Genomic DNA, 20,113 nt, shown 5'->3' on the forward strand with positions numbered 1-20,113 from the left:
CCGCTGCAGACGAAAGGATTTCCCCACCCATGACCGCCAAGACCATGAAGGCCGCTGTCGTTCGCACATTCGGCCAGCCGCTCACCATCGAGGAAGTGCCCGTGCCCACGCCTTCGGACGACCAGATCCTCGTGAAGATCGAGGCCTCCGGCGTGTGCCACACCGACCTGCACGCCGCGGAAGGCGACTGGCCCGTCAAGCCGAACCCGCCGTTCATCCCGGGCCATGAAGGCGTGGGCTTCGTGGCCGGCGTCGGCAAGAACGTCAAGCACGTGAAGGAAGGCGACCGCGTGGGCGTGCCCTGGCTGCACTCGGCGTGCGGCTACTGCACGCATTGCATGGGCGGCTGGGAGACGCTGTGCGAATCGCAGAGCAACACCGGCTATTCGGTCAACGGGGGCTTTGCCGACTACGCCCTGGCCGACCCGAACTTCGTGGGCCACCTGCCCAAGGACATCGGCTTCGTGGACATCGCGCCGGTGCTGTGCGCCGGCGTCACGGTGTACAAAGGCCTCAAGGTGACCGACACCAAGCCCGGCGACTGGGTCGTCATCTCGGGCATCGGCGGCCTGGGCCACATGGCCGTGCAGTACGCCAAGGCCATGGGCCTGAACGTAGCCGCCGTGGACGTGGAAGACGACAAGCTCGACCTCGCCAGGCAGCTGGGGGCGAGCGTGACGGTGAACGCCAAGACCACCGACCCCGCCGCCTACCTGCAAAAGGAGATCGGCGGCGCCCACGGTGCGCTGGTGACCGCCGTGTCGCCCAAGGCCTTCGAGCAGGCCCTGGGCATGGTGCGGCGCGGCGGCACGGTGGCGCTCAACGGCCTGCCGCCCGGCAACTTCCCCCTGCCGATCTTCGACATGGTGCTGCGCGGCGTGACGGTGCGCGGCTCCATCGTGGGCACGCGGCTCGACCTGCAGGAGTCGCTCGACTTCGCCGCCCGCGGCCAGGTGAAGGCCACCGTGGCCACGGAAAAGCTCGAGAACATCAACGACGTGTTCGAACGCATGCGCCAGGGGCAGATCCAGGGGCGCATCGTGCTGGACATGGCAACGGCCTGATCTCCATGAACACGCCGGCCGCCCCCTCCACCCCGGTACCCGCCCCGGAGACCGGGCCCGTGGGCCGCGTCTCGGCCACGCCGGCGGCGGTGGCGCTCATCGAGCGCCTGGTCGCCCAGCACGGCCCGCTCATGTTCCACCAGTCGGGGGGGTGCTGCGACGGCAGCGCGCCGATGTGCTTCGCGCTGGGGGAGTTTCTGCTGGGCGATTCGGACGTGCTGCTGGGCGAGATCGCGGGCACGCCGTTCTACATGAGCCGCTCGCAGTTCGCCTACTGGGAGCACACGCACCTCATCATCGATGCGGTGCCCGGCAACGGCGGCATGTTCTCGCTGGAACGGCCCACGGGCCTGCGCTTTCTCACACGGTCGCGGCTGTACAGCGACGCGGAATGGGAGGCCGTCAGCGCGCTCGGGCCGCCGACGCAGGGGCCTCGGGCCTGATCGCGGCCTGCGCCGCTCTGAGGTGCCGGTACACGGTGTTGCGCGACACGCCCAACGCACGCGCCGCGGCCGATACGTTGCCGCCATGGGCCGCGAGTGCCTGTTCCAGGGCCGCGGCGGTGGTATCGCCCAGGCGCGGCACGGCGACGGGGCTGCGCGCCACCGGGGGACTGCCCGGCATTGTTGTAGCCGCCGGGACGGTAGCTCCCTTGGCCGCGTTGCCAGTGCCGTTGGCATGGGCCAGCAGCAGGTCGCAATCCTCCAGGAAGTCCTCGGGCAGATGGGCCCGCTGGATCACCCCGGCCTCGCCCCGCGCCATCAGCGCCGCGGTGCGCAGCACGCTGCTCAACTGGCGCAGGTTGCCCGGCCAGGCGTGCGCGGCGAACAGCGCCATCGCCTCGGGCGCGACGCGCGGCACCGCGCTGGCGGGGGCTTCGGCCTGCGCACGCAGGATGCGCTCGACGATCACGGCCAGGTCGGTGCGCTCGCGCAGCGCAGGCAGCCGCACCACGAGCCCGTTCAGCCGGTAATACAGGTCATCGCGGAAAGTGCCCTGCGCCATCATCTCGCGCAGGTTTCGGTGCGTGGCGCAGACCACGGCCACATCCACCGGCACCTGCCGCGCGGCGCCCAGCGGCGAAACGCTGCGCTCCTGCAGCACGCGCAGCAGGCGCGCCTGCATCGACAGCGGCATGTCGCCGATCTCGTCGAGGAACAGCGTGCCGCCATGGGCCTGCACGATCTTGCCGGGATGGCCCTTGCGCCGTGCGCCGGTGAAGGCGCCTTCGTCGTAGCCGAACAGCTCGGACTCGATCAGCGTCTCGGGAATCGACGCGCAATTGACCGCCACGAAAGGGCCGCCCTGCCGCGGCCCGTCCTGGTGGATGGCGCGGGCCAGCAGCTCTTTGCCCGTGCCGGTCTCGCCCAGGATCAGCGTGGACACGTCGCTGCCCAGCAGCCGCGTGACCCGGTCGATCACCTGGGCGAGCTGGGCATCGCCCGTGTCCAGGTAGCGCAGGCTGGACAGCCGGGCCGGCTTGGCCGGGCGCGGCCGGGCGGGCGGCGCGCCCGGTGCATCGCCCTCCCCTGGCCAGGTCGCCGCTGGCGCCCCGGCCTTATCGGGCCGATGTGGCCCGTCGCCCGGATCGACCCAGGGCAGCAGCGTGCCCGCACGCGGCCGACACTCCACCAGTGCCTGCACCGCCACGCCGCCGGGCAGCTGCAGGCGCAGCGGCTCCGGAACGGCCTGGCGGGCATGCGCCAGCAGCGCCGCCATGGGCATGCCGAACAGCGAAGAGAACGTGTGCGCCTGCAACGCGTTGGCCGACATGCCCAGCTGGAACTGCCCGCTGCGATTGGCAGCGAGGAAGCGCCCGTCCGGCGTGAACGCGGCCAGCCCCTCCACCAGCGTGCCGAGGAATTCCGGCCGCGCATGGAAGCGCAGCCGCACGGCGTCTTCGAACACCTTGCCGAACAGGTGGTTCTCCACCATCTTGGCCGACATGCGCACCAGCGCCATGGTGTGCGCGCTCTGGCTGCGGTGGTCGCCGCTCACGTCGAGCGCGCCGATCACATGCCCGTGCGGGTCGAGGATGGGCGCGCAGGAACAGGTCAGGAAATGGTTGGCCTGCAGAAAGTGCTCATTGCCGTTCACCTGCAGCGCCTCGCCCAGCGCCAGGGCCGTGCCGATGGCATTGGTGCCCTTGCTGCGCTCAGACCACGCCGCACCGGGGCGCAGGGCGACCCGGCTCGCCCGGTCCAGGAACTCGTCGTCGCCCAGGGCGTGCAGCACCACGCCCTGGGCATCGGTCAGCAGCACCATGCTCTGGGTGCCGGCGATCTGGGCCGACAGCGTTTCCATCACGGGGCGGGCGTGGGCGAATAGCGCTTCGTTGCGGGCCACCATCCAGGCCAGGGCTTCGGCATCCAGGGGCCGCAGGTCCGCCGATTCGTGCCGCCGCAGGCCGAAGGCGGTGGAGCGCTCGTGCGCCTGCGTGATCCGCTGCGCCGCCGAAGCGGCCACCTCGCCCGGCGTCGGGCCGGGCGCACCGAGGAATGCGTTCGTCTGCATGCTGTCTCCTTGGGGCTCTGTCATCGCCCGGCGCTGCGTGGCGCCAGGGTGTTGCTTGGACGACTGGCACCTTACACCAATGGCAGGGCCAGGATGTTTCCAAAGCCCTGGCGGCGCCCTCGGATCATCCTGACGCCCCAACCCGCGCGCCCCCATGCCGCGCGCAGCCCTTGTTTAAAGCAGACCGGCAGCCCCTCCAGCCAGCGCACGGGCCACCGCGCCCAGCGCCGTTCCGACGTCCTGCTCGACCTTGAGCGACAGCAGCGGATCGGCCCGCGTGCGGCCCCAGTTGACAACCGCCACGGGCTTGCCCGCGTCCACCGCCATCTGCACGAAGCGAAAGCCCGAATACACCATGAGCGACGAACCGGCCACCAGCATGGCGTCGGCGCGCAGCAGCGCATCGCGGGCGGCCTGCACGCGATCGCGCGGCACGCTTTCGCCGAAGAACACCACATCGGGCTTGAGCGGGCCGGCGCCGCAGCGCGGGCACGGCGGCACATCGAACGCGCTGAAATCCTGGCCTTCCAGGTCCGCATCGCCATCGGGCGCCGCATGCGCATGCAGCGCGGCCCAATCGGGATTGCGGCGCAGCAACTCGTCCTGCAGCTCGGCCCGTGGCAAACGGGCTTCGCAGGCCATGCAGCGCACGGTGTCGATGCGCCCGTGCAGATCGATGGTGCGAAGGCTCCCCGCAGCCGTGTGCAGGCCGTCCACGTTCTGCGTGAGCAGCAGTTCCACCCGGCCGGCCGCTTCCAGCGCGGTGAGTGCATGGTGCGCTGGTGCAGGGCGCGCCCGCCCCATCACGCGCCAGCCGATGAAGCTGCGCGCCCAGTAGCGCCGGCGCGTGGCCTCGTCGCCCATGAAGGCCTGGAAAGTGAGGGGCGGCGGCCGCTTCCAGTCGCCATTGCCATCGCGGTAATCGGGAATGCCCGCCGCCGTGCTGCAGCCCGCCCCGGTGAGCACGAACACCCGAGGGTGCGCCGCCATGAACTCCGCCAGCGCCTGCACGCCGGCCTCGGCGGTGGCGGCCATGGCCTCGGCCGGGTTTGGCGTGGTGGTGCGACTCAAAGGGGACGGAGTCGTGGACATCGAAGCCTCCCGCTACATCGCGGGCGCGATGCTTTCCGCGTAGTCGTACAGCGCGCCCAGGATTTCCTCGCCCCGCTCATCCGCCTCGGCGCCCAGCTCGTCCAGCTTGGCGAACAATTCGTCGAAGGTGAGCGCGCCGCCCGCCCCTTCCATCAGGCAGGCCACGCGGTGGCCCTCCCAGCGCTCCTGGCCGGCCTCGTCCAACGTATGCGGGAAATTGCGCGCACGGTAGCGCCACACCAGCTCTTCGAGCCGCTCGTCGTCGAAGCCCGTCTTGGCCAAGGCGAGTTCCTGGGGCGGCAGCGCACGCAGGCGGTTCAGCCGGCGACGGTCCTCGTTGCCGACGAAGCCGCCGTACAGGTCCTGGTCCACGTCCGGTGCGGCTTCCTGCGGCCGCGCGAACACGCTGGCCCAGATGGCGCTCATGTCGGGCAAGGTGCGCGCCACCTCAGCATGGCCGGCGGCCCGCTCCAGATCGACGGACCAGCGCTGGGCCATCTGGGGCGTCAACGTGTTGACGTTGCCCACCACCATCGGCGACTTGTTCAGGTGCACGGTCTTGATGGGCAGGCGCGTCACGCCTTCGGGCAACGCATCCGCCCGGCTGAACAGCCGCTCGCGGATCGCATCGGCGCCCAGCAGGGCCAGTTCGGACGGATCGTGGGCCAGGTCCCAGGCGATCAGTTCGTTCTTGTTGGTGGGGTGGCTGGCGAGCGGCCACATCACCGCGACGCAGCCGCGCTCGGCCGGGAACATGCCCGAGATGTGCAAAAAAGGCCGTGCGGTATCGGCCGTGGCGGGCAGGCGCAATTCGGTGGCCACGCGCTCTTTTTTATGCAGACCCAGGGCGAACTCGAACAGCTTGGGCTGCCGGTCGCGGATCAGCCGGGCCAGGCCGATGGTGGCGCGCACATCGGAGAGCGCATCGTGCGCGGCCTCGTGCGCCAGGCCATTGGCTTTGGACAGGTGCTCCAGCTTGAAGCTGGGGGAGCCGTCTTCCTTCTTCGGCCAGACGATGCCATCCGGGCGCAGCGCGTAGGCCATGCGCACCACGTCGAGCAGATCCCACCGGCCGCACTGGTTCTGCCATTCCCGGGCATAGGGGTCCATCAGGTTGCGCCAGAACATGAAGCGCGTGATCTCGTCGTCGAACCGGATGGTGTTGTAGCCGACGCCGATGGTGCCGGGCAGCGCCAGCTCGGCCTCGATGCGCGCCGCGAACGCATGCTCCGGCAGGCCACGCTCCAATGCGACCTGCGGCGTGATGCCCGTGATCAGGCACGACACCGGGTCAGGCAGGTAATCGGGCGCGGGCTGGCAATAGACCATCAGCGGTTCGCCGATTTCGTTCAGGTCCGCATCGGTGCGGATGCCCGCGAACTGCGCGGGGCGGTCACGGCGCGTGTTGGCGCCAAAGGTTTCGTAGTCGTGCCAGAAAAAGGTATGCATGAAATCGTGCAGCCGGTAACACCGAAGCCCGCAAGTATGCCGGGGCGCGGGACAATAAGGCATGCAACGACGCCTTGCCCCCCCATCGCCCCTCCGCCCTTCCACCAGAACCCGCGCAGCCCACTGGCTGGTTCCCCTGGCCGCTGCGGCGACCCTCGCAGGCTGTGCATCGGCGCCGCGCGCCCAGCCTCCGGAAGCGGCCCCGGCCCACGCCGCTCCCGCCGTGCCGCCTCCGCAGCCCGCAGTGCCCCCACCGGCTGCGATCTCCTCTGCCCCGCCTCCTCCCCTGGTCCAGGACACCGCGGCGCCCGCGGTCAGCCCGGAAGAAGCCGCTGCGGCCGAACAAGCCGGTTTCACGGCCTGGATCGCGGCATTCACCCAGGACGCATTGGAGGCGGGCATCCGGCCCGACACCGTGCAGACGGCCCTGGCCGGCGCGCAGTTGCAACAGCGGGTGATCGAGCTGGACCGCGCGCAGCCCGAGTTCACGCGCACCCCATGGGCCTACCTGGACAGTGCTGTTTCTGCCCAGCGCATCGCCCAGGGCCAGGCCAAGCGGGCCGAATACGCGGTGCCCCTGGAAGCCGCCGCCGCGCGGTACGGCGTGCCGGCCTCGATCGTCACCGCCATCTGGGGCATGGAGAGCAACTACGGCGGCAATTTCGGCACCTTCCGTGCCGTCGATGCGCTGGCCACGCTGGGGTTCGAGGGCCGCCGCGCCCAATGGGCCCGCAACGAACTGCTGGCGGCACTGCGCATCCTGGACCAGGGCGACATCGCGGCCGACCGCATGATCGGATCGTGGGCCGGGGCCATGGGCCACACGCAGTTCCTGCCGTCCGTGTTCCTCGCCTACGCGGTCGACGCCGACGGAGACGGCCGCCGCGACATCTGGGGCAGCATCCCCGATGTGGCGTCGTCCACCGCCAACTACCTGGCCAGCTCCGGCTGGCGCAACGGGCAGCCCTGGGGCGTCGAGGTGCAGCTGCCACCGGGCTTCGATCACGCCCGCGCCGAGAACACCGTGCGCCAGTCGTCCGCCCAGTGGGCCGCGGAAGGGGTGGTGGCCATCGACCGGCAACCCCTGCCCGACCTGGGTGCGGCGTATGTCATCGCCCCCGCGGGTGCGCGCGGACCAGCCTTCCTGGTGGGCGACAACTTCCGCAGCATCCTGCGCTACAACAACTCGGTGAACTACGCCCTGGCGGTGGGCCTGCTGGCGCGGCAGATCGAGGGCGGCACAGGCGTCGTGGCCCCCTGGCCGCGGGACCTGCAGCCCCTGTCGCGCAGCCAGGTGAAAGACCTGCAGACAGCACTGAACCAGCGGGGGTTTTCCGCCGGCACGGCGGACGGCGTGATGGGCCCCGCCACGCGCGCCGGCCTGCGCCAGTTCCAGCAGAGCATCGGCGTGGTGGCCGACGGCTATCCCACCTTGGAGTTGCTGCAGCGGCTGATGGCGCCGTGATGCGGGCCGGCGCCGCCTGACCACGTCCTGAGCGACCTGCAAGCCAGCCAGGTCACGACTTGAAATGAAAAAGCCCGCGGCGAACGCGGGCTTTTTCACATCAGACGGCCACCATGGGCGGCCGGGCGATCTATCCGCCGATCAGTCTGCCGTGGCCTCTTCCGGCTCGGCCGGCTCGGATTTCGCCGAGCGCTCCCGCTTGGGCAGCGGCTGGATGTCCAGCAGCACCTCGGGCGTCTCGACGCCTTTTTCGTCCGTCTTCACTTCGATGTCCACCGTGAGGCGGCCACCTTCGGTCAGGCGGCCGAAGAGCAGTTCGTCGGCCAGGGCACGGCGGATGGTGTCCTGGATCAGGCGCTGCATCGGGCGGGCGCCCATCAGCGGATCGAAGCCCTTCTTGGCCAGGTGCTTGCGCAGCGTGTCGGTGAAGGTCACCTCCACCTTCTTCTCGCTCAGCTGGGTTTCGAGTTGCAGCAGGAACTTGTCCACCACGCGCAGGATGATCTGCTCGTCCAGCGCCTTGAAGTTCACGATGGCATCCAGCCGGTTGCGGAACTCGGGCGTGAACAGGCGCTTGATGTCGCCCATTTCGTCGCCCGCCTGCCGCGGGTTCGTGAACCCGATGGTGGCCTTGTTCATGGTCTCGGCACCCGCGTTCGTCGTCATGATGATGATGACGTTGCGGAAGTCGGCCTTGCGCCCGTTGTTGTCGGTCAGCGTGCCGTGGTCCATCACCTGCAGCAGCACGTTGAAGATGTCCGGATGCGCCTTTTCGATCTCGTCGAGCAGCAGCACGGAGTGCGGCTTCTTCGTGACCGCCTCGGTCAGCAACCCGCCCTGGTCGAACCCGACATAGCCCGGAGGCGCACCGATCAGGCGGCTCACCGCATGGCGCTCCATGTACTCGGACATGTCGAAGCGGATCAGCTCGATGCCCATGATGTAGGCGAGCTGCTTGGCCGCTTCGGTCTTGCCGACGCCGGTGGGGCCGCTGAACAGGAACGAGCCGATCGGCTTGTCGCCCTTGCCCAGGCCCGAACGCGCCATCTTCACAGCGGAAGCGAGCACCTCCAGCGCCTTGTCCTGGCCGAACACCACGCTCTTGAGGTCGCGCTCGATGGTCTGCAGCTTGCTGCGGTCGTCGTTGGACACGTTCGCGGGCGGAATGCGCGCGATCTTCGCCACGATTTCCTCGATCTCGGCCTTGCCGATGGTCTTCTTGCGCTTGCTGGCGACCTGGATGCGTTGCGCCGCACCGGCTTCGTCGATCACGTCGATCGCCTTGTCGGGCAGGTGACGGTCGTTGATGTACTTGGCCGACAGCTCGGCCGCCGCTTGCAGTGCCGCCGCAGCGTACTTCACGCTGTGGTGCTCTTCGAAACGCGACTTGAGGCCCTTGAGGATGTCCACCGTCTCCTGCACGGTCGGCTCCACCACATCGACCTTCTGGAAACGGCGCGACAGGGCCGCGTCTTTTTCGAAGATGCCGCGGTATTCGGTGAACGTGGTCGCGCCAATGCATTTGAGCTGGCCGCTGGAGAGCGCCGGCTTGAGCAGGTTGGACGCGTCCAGCGTGCCGCCCGAGGCCGCACCGGCGCCGATCAGCGTGTGGATTTCGTCGATGAACAGCACCGCGTTGGGCTTGTCCTTGAGCGACTTGAGCACACCCTTCAGGCGCTGCTCGAAATCACCACGGTACTTGGTGCCCGCCAGCAAGGCGCCCATGTCGAGCGAATAAACGACCGCCTCGGCCAGGATTTCCGGCACGTCGTTCTGCGTGATGCGCCAAGCCAGGCCCTCGGCGATGGCCGTCTTGCCCACGCCGGCTTCGCCCACCAGCAGCGGGTTGTTCTTGCGGCGCCGGCACAGGATCTGGATCGTGCGCTCGACTTCGTAGTGGCGGCCGATCAGCGGGTCGATCTTGCCGTCCTTGGCCGCCTGGTTGAGGTTCTGGGTGTACTGCTCGAGCGGCGAGGCTTTCTCGTTGCGCTCGCCACCGCCACCGCCCTCTTCGCCTTCGGCCTGGTTCTCAGGCTTGGCGGGTTCCGGCGGCTCGCCTTTCTTGATGCCGTGGGCAATGAAATTGACCACGTCCAGGCGCGTGACGCCCTGCTGGTGCAGGTAGTACACGGCGTGCGAATCCTTCTCGCCGAAGATGGCCACGAGCACGTTGGCGCCCGTGACTTCCTTCTTGCCGTTGCCCGTGGACTGCACGTGCATGATGGCGCGCTGGATCACGCGCTGGAAACCCAGCGTGGGCTGCGTGTCCACCTCGTCGGTGCCGGCGACCTGGGGGGTGTTGTCTTTGATGAAATTGGCCAGCGATGAACGCAGATCATCGATATTGGCCGAACATGCGCGCAGCACCTCGGCTGCGCTGGGGTTATCTAGCAGTGCAAGCAGCAGATGCTCCACGGTAATGAACTCGTGGCGCTGCTGGCGGGCCTCGACAAAGGCCATGTGCAAGCTGACTTCCAGTTCCTGGGCAATCATGTGAACTCCTTTGTGCTTGCGTGGAAGGGATTACTGTAGATCGGGACCAAAGGCCGTTTATTCAACAGGCTCGCTGAGGCATTGCAGCGGATGCCCCGCCTTGTGGGCCGCCTCGCGGACCTGCTCCACTTTGGTGGCGGCGACGTCGCGGGAATACACCCCACATACGCCTTTGCCGTCCAAATGGATTTTCAGCATGATCTGCGTGGCGGCTTCCCGGTCTTTGCTGAAGAATTCCTGCAGCACGACGATGACGAATTCCATCGGCGTGAAGTCATCATTGAGCATGACCACCTGAAACATTTGCGGCGGCTGGGTCTTTTGCGTGCGACGTTCGAGCACGACCGAACCGCCATCGTCCCGCGCTGGCGTCCTGGTGGGCGGAGCGGGGGTGGGGGAAGGTGGTTTAGTTGCCATGGATTTCATTCTAGCGAGCCACGGCGGTCGACGCAGCCTCTCCCATGTAGTGATCACCCAACGGTGTTTCAAGCCTCACTCCGCGCTCCGTCTAGCCCGCGTCGTACACCACATTGACCGAACCGGTGCCGGCCTGGGCGCTCCACGCCGCCAAAGCGGCATCGGAAGGGAAGAAACGGCTGCCCTCGCCCAGTTGCAACTCCGCCACGGCCTGGCCCTGGCCGGCCTTGCAGCGGATGCCCATGCGCACCCGAAGGCCGTGCACCAGCACCTCGCCCTGCTCTGTTTCCTGCCGGCGGGGTGGGAATTCACGCACCAGGCGCTGCACGTCCGGCGCGGTATCGCCGATGGCAACCTGAAGGTAGCGCCCGAACTTGGCCCGCGCCGCCGCCAGGTCCCACACCTGCTGCACCTTCACCCGCAGCCCGCCGCTGAAATGGTCGAGCTGCAGGCGGCCGCTCATGACCACGAATTCGTCGTCCTTCAGCATGTCCCGGTGGGCATTGACCACGTTCTCGTCGGCCGAGGCTTCGATGGTGGCGGACTTGTCGTCCAGCTTGAACAGGGCCAGCCGGCCCCGCTGCCCGTTGATGACCCGGAAATCGCTGATGATGCCGGCCAGGATCTGGGGTTCTCGGCTGTCGAGCAGTTCCTCGATCTGCGTGCGCACGAAACGGCGCACCTCGCTGGCCACCTCGTCGAACAGGTGGCCCGACAGGTAGAAGCCCACGGCCGTCTTTTCCTGGGTGAGGCGTTCCTTCACGCCCCAGGGCAACATCTCGACGAGTTCGGGCTCTTGCGTGCTGGAGCCGTGGGCATCCTCGCCCATCATGTCGAACAGGCCGCCCTGGTTGGCGTTGGCCAGCGTCGCGTTCGCGAAGTCGAACGCCCGGTCGATCGAGGCAACGAGCGAGGCCCGGTTCATGTTCATGGCATCGAAGGCGCCCGCCTTGATGAGCGCCTCCAACGTGCGCTTGTTCAGGCGCGTGCGGTCCACGCGCACGCAGAAGTCGAACAGGCTGGTGAAAGGGCCTTTGGTATCGCCGCGCGGTCCCGCCCCGCGCCCGTCCCGGGCAGCGATGATGGCCTCGATCGCCTGCTGTCCGGTGCCCTTGATGGCGCCCAGGCCGTAGCGAATGACCTTGTCCGTGACCGGCTCGAACCGGTACATGCCCCGGTTCACGTCCGGCGGCTCGAACGTCAGCCCGAACTTCTTCATGGCGTCTTCGAACAGCACCTTGAGCTTGTCGGTGTCGTCCATTTCCACCGTCATGTTGGCGCAGAAGAATTCGGCCGTGTAGTGCACCTTGAGCCAGCCGGTCTGGTAGGCCAGCAGCGAGTAAGCGGCCGCGTGCGACTTGTTGAAGCCGTACCCCGCGAACTTCTCCATCAGGTCGAACACCTCGTCGGCCTTTTCCTGGCTGATGTTCTGCTTGGCCGCACCCGCGCGGAAGATCTCGCGGTGCTCAGCCATCTCCTCGGCCTTCTTCTTGCCCATCGCCCGGCGCAGCATGTCGGCGCCGCCGAGCGAGTAGCCGCCCAGCACCTGGGCGGTCTGCATCACCTGCTCCTGATACACCATGATCCCGTAGGTTTCCGACAGCACCTTCTCGACCAGCGGATGGGGGTACTCCACCACCTCCTTGCCGTGCTTGCGGTTCACGAAACTGGGGATCAGGTCCATCGGGCCCGGCCGGTACAGCGCGTTCAGGGCGATCAGGTCTTCCAGCCGGCTGGGACGTGCTTCCTTGAGCATGCCCTGCATGCCGCGGCTTTCAAACTGGAACACGGCTTCGGTCTTGCCATCGGAGAACAGCTGGTAGGTGCGCGCATCGTCCAGCGGAATGTTCTCGAACGTGAAGTTCTCCTGGCCCTTGTGGCGCTTGACGATGAACTCCTTGGCGATCTCCAGGATGGTCAGCGTGGCCAGGCCCAAGAAGTCGAACTTCACCAGGCCGATGGCTTCCACATCGTCCTTGTCGTACTGGCTCACGGCGGAATCGCTGCCCGGCTGCTGGTAGAGCGGGCAAAAATCGGTGAGCTTGCCCGGGGCGATGAGCACGCCCCCGGCGTGCATGCCGATGTTGCGGGTCATGCCCTCGAGCTTTTGCGCCATCTCGATGATGGTCTTGACGTCTTCTTCCTTCTGCACGCGCTCGGCCAGCAGCGGCTCCAGTTCGAGTGCGTAGTTGTTCTTGTCGCCTTCCTTCTTGGGGTTGGGCGGGTACTGCAGCGTGTACGACATGCCGGGCTTGCCCGGCACGAGCTTGGAAATGCCGTCGCAGAAGGTGTAGCTCATGTCCATGACCCGGCCCACGTCGCGGATGGCGGCCTTGGCGGCCATGGTGCCGAACGTGGCGATCTGGCTCACGGCATCCTTGCCGTACTTGTCCTTCACGTAGTCGATCACGCGGTCGCGGTTGGACTGGCAGAAATCGATGTCGAAGTCGGGCATCGACACCCGCTCGGGGTTCAGGAACCGCTCGAACAGCAGGTTGTACTGCAGCGGGTCCAGGTCGGTGATCTTGAGCGCATAGGCCACCAGCGAGCCCGCGCCTGAGCCCCGGCCCGGCCCCACCGGGCAGCCGTTGTTCTTGGCCCACTGGATGAAATCCCCCACGATCAGGAAGTAGCCCGGGAACCCCATCTTCAGGATGGTGTTGATCTCGAACTCCAGCCGCTCCAGGTAGCGCGGGCGCTCCTTGTCGCGCTCGGCCTCCTTCGGGTACAGGTGCGCCAGGCGCTCTTCCAGCCCCGCCAGCGAAGCCACCCGGAAATACTCGTCGATGGGCATGCCACCCGGGGTGGGAAAGTCCGGCAGCTGCGGCTTGCCCAGCACCAGGGTCAGGTTGCAGCGCTTGGCGATCTCCAGCGTGTTGGCGATCGCGGACGGCACGTCGGCGAACAGCGCCTCCATCTGCGCGCTCGATTTGAAGTATTGCTCGCGCGTGAACTTGCGCACGCGCCGCTGGTTGCCCAGGATTTCGCCTTCGGAGATGCACACACGCGCTTCATGGGCCTCGTAATCGTCGGCCGTGGCGAACTGCACTGGATGGGTCGCGACGACGGGCAGGTTCAGCCGGGCGGCCAGTTGCACGGCCGACACCACGTGGGCCTCGTCGTCGGGCCGGCCGGCACGCTGGATCTCCAGGTAGAAGCGATGCGGGAACAACCCGGCCAACCGCAGTGCCAGGCGCGCGGCCCCCGCGTCGTCGCCCTTCACGATCGCCTGTCCCACGGGTCCGGCCTGGGCACCCGCCAGTGCGATGAGGCCCTCGCCCAATTCCTCCAGCCAGGCCCAGGTGCAAAGGGGCTGGTTCTTCACCACGTTGCGCGTCCAGGCGCGCGCGAGCAGTTCCGACAGGTTCAGGTACCCCTGCTTGCCCTGTACCAGCAGGATCATGCGGGAAGGTGGATTGCCCGGCTCCTCGGGCTCGACGAACACTTCGGCGCCCAGCACGGGCTTGACGCCCTTGCCCCTCGCTTCCTTGTAGAACTTGATGGCGCCGAAAAGATTGCCGAGGTCGGTGATCGCCAGGGCGGGCTGGCCGTCCTTGGCGGCCGCCTTGGCCACTTCATCGATGCGGTTGGTGCCGTCGACGACGGAAAATTCGGTGTGCAGGCGCAAATGGACAAACATGGCGGGTATTGTAGGAACGCCGCTTCCCTACCTCCCACCAGAGCCCCAGCGTTTCGTTCAGGCCGCCGGCTGGCACGCCGGTACAATCCGGCTCCTGCCCGATCGCCGCGGCCAGCCCCCTGTGGCCGTCCCGGCCCCTGATCGGAAGCGGGAACCGATGCCCTTCTTTTGCCTGAAAGCTGCCTCCATGCCGCGTTTTCCCCTGCCCCTGTTGTCCGCCCTGCTGGCCGCCGGCCTGATGGCGGGCTGCTCCAGCACCCCCGAAGACAAGACCGCCGGCTGGAGCCCCAATCGCATCTACTCCGAAGCCCGCGACGAACTCAACAGCGGTGGCTACGACAAGGCCGTGCCCCTGCTGGAGAAGCTCGAAGGCCGCGCAGCCGGCACGCCGCTGGCACAGCAGGCCCAACTGGAAAAGGCCTACGCCCAGTACAAGGCCGGCGAAAAAGCCCAGGCCATCGCCACGCTGGACCGCTTCATGAAGCTGCACCCCGCCAGCCCCGCCTACGACTACGCGCTGTACCTGAAGGGCCTCGTCAACTTCAACGACAACCTGGGGCTGTTCTCCTGGCTGTCGCGGCAGGACCTGTCCGAGCGCGACCAGAAGGCGGCCAAGGATTCGTTCGAGTCCTTCCGCGAGCTGACCACGCGGTTCCCGGAATCGCGCTATGCCCAGGACTCACGCCAGCGCATGACCTACATCGTCAATTCCCTGGCGCAGTACGAAGTGCACGTGGCCCGCTACTACTACGAGCGCGGCGCCTATGTGGCAGCCATCAGCCGGGCCCAGATCGCCCTGGCCGACTACAAGGAAGTGCCTGCGCTGGAAGAGGCCCTGTACATCCTGGTGAAGTCCTACGATGCGCTGGGCATGACCCAGTTGCGCGACGATGCGCAACGTGTGATGGCGAGTTCCTACCCGCAGAGCGAATTGAACCGCGATGGCCTCAAGGCCAAGTCGGAGCCGTGGTGGAAGGTGTGGTGAGCGCGCGCAGCGCCGCATCGAATTCCTGCGCCGTGTGAAGGCGCCGCATGGGTGGCAAGGCTGACAGCAGGCGCTTGCCGTAGCCCATCTCGACCAGGCGGGTGTCGGCCACCACCAGCACGCCCCGGTCGCTCTCACTGCGAATCAACCGCCCCGCACCCTGCTTGAGGGCGATCGCGGCCTCCGGCAGCGAAAAGTACCGGAAGGCACTGCGTTTGGCCTGTTCCAGCCGCTGGGAGCGCGCCTCTACCAACGGATCGCCCGGTGGCGGAAATGGCAGCTTGTCGATCACCACCAGTTGCAAGGCCTCACCCGGCACGTCGAACCCTTCCCAGAACGTGGCGGACGCGACCAGCACGCACCCTGCCCGCCCCTCGGACGCGCCTTCGCGGAACCGCTCCATCAAACGCCGTTTCGGCCACTGGCCCTGCATCAGCACCTCGATGCCGGAATCCGCGGCGAACCGGGCCTGCAGCGCATCGCCGATGGTCCGCAGGGCCTTGAGCGTGGTGGTGAGCACCAGGGTGCGCCCTCCGAGCACCACCACCGCGCCGCCCACCCAGGCTGCCAATGCCGCGCTGTGGGCGGGGTCGGAAGGCTTGGGCAGTTCCAGGGGCACATGGAAGGCCGCCTGCGATGCATAGTCGAACGGGCTCTCCACCCGCAGGATGCGCGCGTCCTGTAAACCGCAAGGCTCGGTGAACCAGCGCAGGCTCGCATCGTCCCCCAGGGTGGCCGAGGTGAAGATCCATGCACGGGGCTTGCCCTGCGACAGCACTGCGGACGCTTCCGGCTCGTCCCAGGCCGATGCCTCGGTTTCGGGCTCACCGGCAGGCAGCTGCCACAGGGACCGCATCGGGCCCGCGATGTCGAGCGGCGCTTCCACGAGCCGCAATGCGCCCGCCACATCCACCCATCGGACCGCATCCGCGCCGCAGGGCTGGGAAAAGCCGTCCATGCGCTCCATGAGCTGGACCGCACGGCCATGCAGGCGCACGAAGTCCGGGGCGATCTCGCTCACGGTGTCCAGGGCCGCCAGAGCGGCGCGGCAGGCACCCACCACCTGGTGCATGGCCGCATGCCATTCGCCGGGATCCACCCCGTCGGGCACCTCGCCGGTCCAGCGCAACCGCGAACCCGCCGGGGCACGACCTGCGGCCAGGCGCAGGTCGCGGCCGGCGCGGTCCAGCGCGGCGGCCACCCCCAACCAATCGGCCAGCCCGCGGGCGAACTGCAGGCCCGCCGCCATCACGTCGCGCGAAAAGTCCAGCAACTGCGCGGTGGAGGCTTGCCGGCCCATGAATTGCACGCCGGTTTCGTTCAGTTGGTGCGCCTCGTCGAAGACGACGACGCGCACGGAAGGCAGTAGTTCAGCCATGCCGGAATCGCGAACAGCCTGGTCCGCAAAAAAGAGGTGGTGGTTGATCACCACCACATCGGCGGCCAGCGCCTCGCGCCGGGCACGGTGAACATGGCACGCCCGAAAGCGCGGGCACGGCGAACCCAGGCAGTTCTCGCGGGTGGACGTGACCAGCGGAATCACCGGGGACCGCTCATCCAGCCCCGGCAGCTCGGCCAGGTCGCCGCTCACCGTGCCCTGCGACCAGGTTTCCACCCGGGCCAGCACCCGCGCCACGGCCGCATCGTGCGCGGCGCCGTCCTGGCGCGCCAACTCCATGCGGTGCAGGCAAAGGTAGCTGGCCCGCCCCTTGAGCAGCGCGGTGCGCACCGGCAAAGCCAGCGCCTGAACGAGGCGGGGCAGGTCGCGTGCGAACAGCTGGTCCTGCAGCGCCTTGGTGGCGGTGGACACCAGCACCCGCTCGCCGCTGAGCAGCGCCGGCACCAGATAGGAAAACGTCTTGCCGACGCCCGTGCCCGCCTCCACCACCAGGGCGCCGCCCTGCTCGATGGTCTCGGCCACCGCCAGCGCCATCTCGGTCTGGCCGGCGCGGGGCGAGAAATGCGCCTGGGCCAGCGACAGCACGCCGCCCTCTTCGAACGCGGCCCGCACGCCATGGACGAGCGATTCGATGCGAGGCAGTTCCATGCCGCTCATCCCCGCCTGCGTTCGCGGGCGACCGGACCGGACCGCATGGTGGGACCGGGAGCAGACGGACAGGAAAAAAGGCGGTGCAAGGAAAGAAGGAAGGAGAGGCGTCGCATGGCAAAACCGCCAAAGGGCGCCCGATAATACGTGCTTCGCCCGGCCCTTCGGCCGGCCCGCGCCTTCCACCATTTCTGCCATGACCAAACCGTTTCGCCTCACTGCGTCAACCGGCATCCACAAAGGCGATCGTGAATACCAGCAGGACCAGGTCGCGTTGATCGCCCACCCCCGCTACAACGGCTGCGTGCTCGGGGTCGTGGCAGACGGCATGGGGGGGCGCAGCGGAGGGCGCAAGGCGTCCGACCAGGTGATGCTCACGGCCCGGCAATGGTTCGAGCGGTATTCGCCGGACACCGACGACACCGCGACGATGCTCAAGCACATGGTGGAAGAGGCGCACATCGTGATCCGCCTCACCGCCATCTCGGCCGAGCAGGAGCCCCACAGCACGGTGGCGGCCTTCATCATCAATCCCCGGGGCGACTGCCACTGGGCGCATGCCGGCGATTCGCGCATCTACCACTTCCAGGGCGCGCGGCTGGCCCATCGCACCAGCGACCACTCGTATGTGCAGGCCTTGGTCGACCGCGGCGAAATCACCGAGGCCGAGGCCAACACCCATCCGCACTCCAATATCCTGGTGGGCTGCCTTGGCACCGAGAGCGATCCGCCGGTGGCCCAGCACATGATTCCGCAACTGCTGCCGGGCGACGTGCTCCTGGCGTGCAGCGACGGCGTGTGGCACTATTTTTCGCCGACGGAACTGGCCTCGGTGGTGGACTCGCTGTCGCCGCGCGAGGCCACGGAATTCCTCATTGAGAAAGCGCGGTCACGGGCCCGTGGCGGCGGAGACAACCTCTCGCTCGCCATCGTGAAGATCGAGGCGCTGGCCGAAGAGAAGAAGCCGGCCCGGCTCGTCCGCTGAGCCGAGCGCCCGGAGCCACCCGCTCCAAGGGCCGGGCCAACCATGGCGGGGCAACGTGCCTGGTGCGAGACGCGGTTCGCCGCCGCCCTCAGGGGGCAGCGCTGGCCGATGGAACCGGCGGTGGCGGTGGCAGCGCCGCTGCCGGCTTGCGGCCCTGGGCTTCGGCATCGGCCCGCGCCTTCTCGTGCTTTTCGCGCCGCTCCTGGGCGGCCTTTTGCTTGGCCTCGTAGCGGGCGCGCGCCTCGGAAATCTGGCCGGGTTGCGCCGCCGCGCGCTCGGCCTTGGCGGCGTCGTGCGACTGCTCCCGCGAATGCTGCTGTGCGGCGCGCTGCTGCGCGTCGTGCTCGCGCTCCGCACGGCCCTGCGCTTGCGCCTGGGCGCGGGATGCGGCCTGCATGGGCGCCGGGCGTTCGCCGGCTTCGAGCTTCTCGCGCTGCTCCTGCTGCTTTTGCTCGATCGACTGCACGCGCAAGGCCGCCTTTTCGCGGCGATCGGCGTCGTTCAAGGCCACTTCGCGCTGCCGCAGGGCGCTTTCCTGGTCCCGCACCTGCGCCCGCACGCCGATCAGGCAGTCTTCGACGGAAAAGCGCTGATAGCAGACAGCCTCTTCCTTGATGCGCCGCGCCTCCAGCGCGCGGCGGTCGCGCTGGATCTGGTCCCGCTCGGCGCGGCGCTCGGCCTGCGCGGCATCGGCAGCGGCGCGCGATGCAGCCAGCGGTGACTGGGCCACCGCCAGCGTCGAGGCGAGCGCCAGTGCGGTGGCAAAGAAAAAGCGTTGGAAGGATGGCATGGTGAGAAAAGAGGTTACGTCAGTCCGGTGTCCACCACGCGCCGCTCGAGGTCCAGGAACTCCTTGGACTGCATTTCATTGAGCCGGGAGACGGTGCGCGGAAATTCATGGGCCAGAGGGCCCTCGGTGTACAGCGCTTCGGGCGGCACGGCGGCGGACAGGATGAGTTTGACGCGCCGGTCGTACAGCACGTCCACCAGCCACGTGAAGCGCCGGGCCGGCGACGCCATCGACACGGGCATGTGGGGCACGTCCGACAGCAGCACGGTGTGGAACTGCGCGGCGATTTCCAGGTAGTCGTTCTGCGAGCGGGGCCCGCCGCACAGCACGCTGAAATCGAACCAGACGACACCGCCGGCCTTGCGGCGCGCACGGATCTCGCGTGCCTCGATGTGCAGCACCGGGTCTTCGTCGCGCACTTCGGCCAGCTGGTCGAACGCCTCGGACATCTCCGCATCGGCCTGGGGCCCGAGCGGCGTGTGGTACAGCCGCACCATCTCCAGCGTGCGGCGGCGGTAGTCGGTGCCGTTGTCCACATTGACCACTTCCATCCGCTGGTTCAGCAGCTCGATGGCCGGCAGGATGCGGTCGCGGTGCAGCCCGCCGGGGTACAGCCCGTCGGGCTCGAAATTGGAGGTGGTGACGAAACCCACGCCGTTGTCGAACAGCGCCGCCAGCAGGCGGTGCAGGATCATCGCGTCGGTGATGTCCGCCACATGGAACTCGTCGAAGCAGATGAGCTTGTAGCGCTTGGAGATGCGCTCGCCCAGCACATCCAGCGGATTGACGGTGCCCTGCAGGCCCGCCAGTTCGCGGTGCACTTCGCGCATGAACTCGTGGAAATGCAGCCGCACCTTGCGGCGGATGGGCACGGCGTTGAAAAAGCAGTCCATGAGAAAGCTCTTGCCCCGCCCCACGCCGCCGTACATGTACACGCCACGCGGCACCTCGGGCCGGTTGATGAGCTTCTTCAAGGCGTTGGAGCGGCGCTCCTTGTACAGCGCCCAATCGTCGGCACACCGCTGCAACGCCTCGACGGCGCGCAGCTGGGCCGGATCGCTTTGATAGCCCTTGCTGGCCAGCTCCGCCTCATACGCCTGCTTCACATTCACACGCACACTCCAAACGCTATAAAAAATATAGCTGCCTGCGCTAGTGTTTCAAGCGCAGGC

Annotated in this window: 14 protein-coding genes; 5 read left to right on the forward strand and 9 right to left on the reverse strand. The window is 67.8% G+C overall.

What is annotated here, in order from left to right:
* Nucleotides 1-29: 29 nt before the first annotated feature.
* Together adhP and AVMA1855_RS09110 are read left to right on the forward strand one after the other, a co-directional pair.
* The gene (adhP, locus tag AVMA1855_RS09105) at nucleotides 30-1,064 is read left to right on the forward strand and encodes an alcohol dehydrogenase AdhP (protein WP_284425466.1); all 1,035 of its coding nucleotides are present in this window, start codon (nucleotides 30-32) and stop codon (nucleotides 1,062-1,064) included.
* A 5-nt stretch (nucleotides 1,065-1,069) separates the two neighbouring features.
* Nucleotides 1,070-1,507 (forward strand): DUF779 domain-containing protein, encoded by a 438-nt coding sequence (locus AVMA1855_RS09110; RefSeq protein WP_272563798.1) that lies wholly within the window; start codon nucleotides 1,070-1,072, stop codon nucleotides 1,505-1,507.
* On the opposite strand, the gene AVMA1855_RS09115 is transcribed toward AVMA1855_RS09110, so the two are convergent.
* The 3 genes from AVMA1855_RS09115 to sbcB form a co-directional block, all read right to left on the reverse strand.
* On the reverse strand, nucleotides 1,467-3,578 hold the full coding sequence (locus AVMA1855_RS09115) for a sigma-54-dependent Fis family transcriptional regulator (RefSeq protein WP_284425467.1): 2,112 nt from the start codon (nucleotides 3,576-3,578) through the stop codon (nucleotides 1,467-1,469). The two genes, AVMA1855_RS09110 and AVMA1855_RS09115, sit on opposite strands and share 41 nt — an antisense overlap.
* A 174-nt stretch (nucleotides 3,579-3,752) precedes the next feature.
* Entirely contained in the window at nucleotides 3,753-4,613 is an 861-nt protein-coding gene (locus AVMA1855_RS09120; RefSeq protein ID WP_284425571.1) for an NAD-dependent protein deacetylase, read from the reverse strand.
* Nucleotides 4,614-4,682: 69 nt separating this feature from the next.
* The gene (gene sbcB, locus AVMA1855_RS09125) at nucleotides 4,683-6,119 is read right to left on the reverse strand and encodes an exodeoxyribonuclease I (RefSeq protein WP_284425468.1); all 1,437 of its coding nucleotides are present in this window, start codon (nucleotides 6,117-6,119) and stop codon (nucleotides 4,683-4,685) included.
* A gap of 61 nt (nucleotides 6,120-6,180) precedes the next feature.
* Between sbcB and AVMA1855_RS09130 the strand changes: the two genes are divergently transcribed.
* Complete coding sequence (locus AVMA1855_RS09130) at nucleotides 6,181-7,584, forward strand: lytic murein transglycosylase (protein WP_284425469.1); 1,404 nt, start codon at nucleotides 6,181-6,183, stop codon at nucleotides 7,582-7,584.
* Between the two features lie 141 nt (nucleotides 7,585-7,725).
* Here the strand turns inward: AVMA1855_RS09130 and clpA are convergent, their stop codons facing one another.
* From clpA to dnaE, 3 genes are all read right to left on the reverse strand, one after another.
* Nucleotides 7,726-10,077, reverse strand: a complete 2,352-nt coding sequence (clpA, locus tag AVMA1855_RS09135; RefSeq protein WP_272563802.1) for an ATP-dependent Clp protease ATP-binding subunit ClpA — start codon at nucleotides 10,075-10,077, stop codon at nucleotides 7,726-7,728.
* Between the two features lie 57 nt (nucleotides 10,078-10,134).
* Nucleotides 10,135-10,503: an ATP-dependent Clp protease adapter ClpS gene (clpS, locus tag AVMA1855_RS09140; RefSeq protein ID WP_272563803.1), complete on the reverse strand. Its 369-nt coding sequence runs from the start codon at nucleotides 10,501-10,503 to the stop codon at nucleotides 10,135-10,137.
* 82 nt (nucleotides 10,504-10,585) lie between these two features.
* A complete protein-coding gene (gene dnaE, locus AVMA1855_RS09145) occupies nucleotides 10,586-14,134 on the reverse strand; it encodes a DNA polymerase III subunit alpha (RefSeq protein ID WP_284425470.1) in 3,549 nt (1,182 codons plus the stop codon).
* A 187-nt stretch (nucleotides 14,135-14,321) separates the two neighbouring features.
* Between dnaE and AVMA1855_RS09150 the strand changes: the two genes are divergently transcribed.
* Complete coding sequence (locus AVMA1855_RS09150; RefSeq protein WP_272563805.1) at nucleotides 14,322-15,119, forward strand: outer membrane protein assembly factor BamD; 798 nt, start codon at nucleotides 14,322-14,324, stop codon at nucleotides 15,117-15,119.
* Here the strand turns inward: AVMA1855_RS09150 and yoaA are convergent.
* Nucleotides 15,082-17,166, reverse strand: coding sequence for a DNA repair helicase YoaA (yoaA, locus tag AVMA1855_RS09155; protein WP_284425471.1), 2,085 nt, complete (start codon nucleotides 17,164-17,166; stop codon nucleotides 15,082-15,084). The two genes, AVMA1855_RS09150 and yoaA, sit on opposite strands and share 38 nt — an antisense overlap.
* Nucleotides 17,167-17,362: 196 nt before the next feature.
* Between yoaA and AVMA1855_RS09160 the strand changes: the two genes are divergently transcribed.
* On the forward strand, nucleotides 17,363-18,151 hold the full coding sequence (locus AVMA1855_RS09160; RefSeq protein ID WP_272563807.1) for a PP2C family protein-serine/threonine phosphatase: 789 nt from the start codon (nucleotides 17,363-17,365) through the stop codon (nucleotides 18,149-18,151).
* Between the two features lie 88 nt (nucleotides 18,152-18,239).
* Here AVMA1855_RS09160 and AVMA1855_RS09165 read toward each other — a convergent pair whose 3' ends face one another.
* Both AVMA1855_RS09165 and zapE read right to left on the reverse strand, forming a co-directional pair.
* Nucleotides 18,240-18,941, reverse strand: a complete 702-nt coding sequence (locus tag AVMA1855_RS09165; RefSeq protein ID WP_272563808.1) for a hypothetical protein — start codon at nucleotides 18,939-18,941, stop codon at nucleotides 18,240-18,242.
* A gap of 14 nt (nucleotides 18,942-18,955) precedes the next feature.
* Nucleotides 18,956-20,053, reverse strand: a complete 1,098-nt coding sequence (zapE, locus tag AVMA1855_RS09170; RefSeq protein ID WP_284425472.1) for a cell division protein ZapE — start codon at nucleotides 20,051-20,053, stop codon at nucleotides 18,956-18,958.
* Nucleotides 20,054-20,113 lie beyond the last annotated feature (60 nt).

This window comes from Acidovorax sp. SUPP1855 (assembly GCF_030158955.1).
GTDB lineage: Bacteria > Pseudomonadota > Gammaproteobacteria > Burkholderiales > Burkholderiaceae_C > Paracidovorax.

Excerpts from the sequence above, each read along its gene's own strand:
- dnaE (WP_284425470.1), bottom strand. The coding sequence starts at position 14,134 with ATGTTTGTCCATTTGCGCCTGCACACCGAATTTTCCGTCGTCGACGGC.
- AVMA1855_RS09115 (WP_284425467.1), bottom strand. The coding sequence starts at position 3,578 with ATGCAGACGAACGCATTCCTCGGTGCGCCCGGCCCGACGCCGGGCGAG.
- clpA (WP_272563802.1), bottom strand. The coding sequence starts at position 10,077 with ATGATTGCCCAGGAACTGGAAGTCAGCTTGCACATGGCCTTTGTCGAG.
- AVMA1855_RS09130 (WP_284425469.1), top strand. The coding sequence starts at position 6,181 with ATGCAACGACGCCTTGCCCCCCCATCGCCCCTCCGCCCTTCCACCAGA.
- sbcB (WP_284425468.1), bottom strand. The coding sequence starts at position 6,119 with ATGCATACCTTTTTCTGGCACGACTACGAAACCTTTGGCGCCAACACG.
- AVMA1855_RS09160 (WP_272563807.1), top strand. The coding sequence starts at position 17,363 with ATGACCAAACCGTTTCGCCTCACTGCGTCAACCGGCATCCACAAAGGC.
- AVMA1855_RS09110 (WP_272563798.1), top strand. The coding sequence starts at position 1,070 with ATGAACACGCCGGCCGCCCCCTCCACCCCGGTACCCGCCCCGGAGACC.
- AVMA1855_RS09120 (WP_284425571.1), bottom strand. The coding sequence starts at position 4,613 with ATGGCCGCCACCGCCGAGGCCGGCGTGCAGGCGCTGGCGGAGTTCATG.
- AVMA1855_RS09165 (WP_272563808.1), bottom strand. The coding sequence starts at position 18,941 with ATGCCATCCTTCCAACGCTTTTTCTTTGCCACCGCACTGGCGCTCGCC.
- clpS (WP_272563803.1), bottom strand. The coding sequence starts at position 10,503 with ATGAAATCCATGGCAACTAAACCACCTTCCCCCACCCCCGCTCCGCCC.
- AVMA1855_RS09150 (WP_272563805.1), top strand. The coding sequence starts at position 14,322 with ATGCCGCGTTTTCCCCTGCCCCTGTTGTCCGCCCTGCTGGCCGCCGGC.
- yoaA (WP_284425471.1), bottom strand. The coding sequence starts at position 17,166 with ATGGAACTGCCTCGCATCGAATCGCTCGTCCATGGCGTGCGGGCCGCG.
- adhP (WP_284425466.1), top strand. The coding sequence starts at position 30 with ATGACCGCCAAGACCATGAAGGCCGCTGTCGTTCGCACATTCGGCCAG.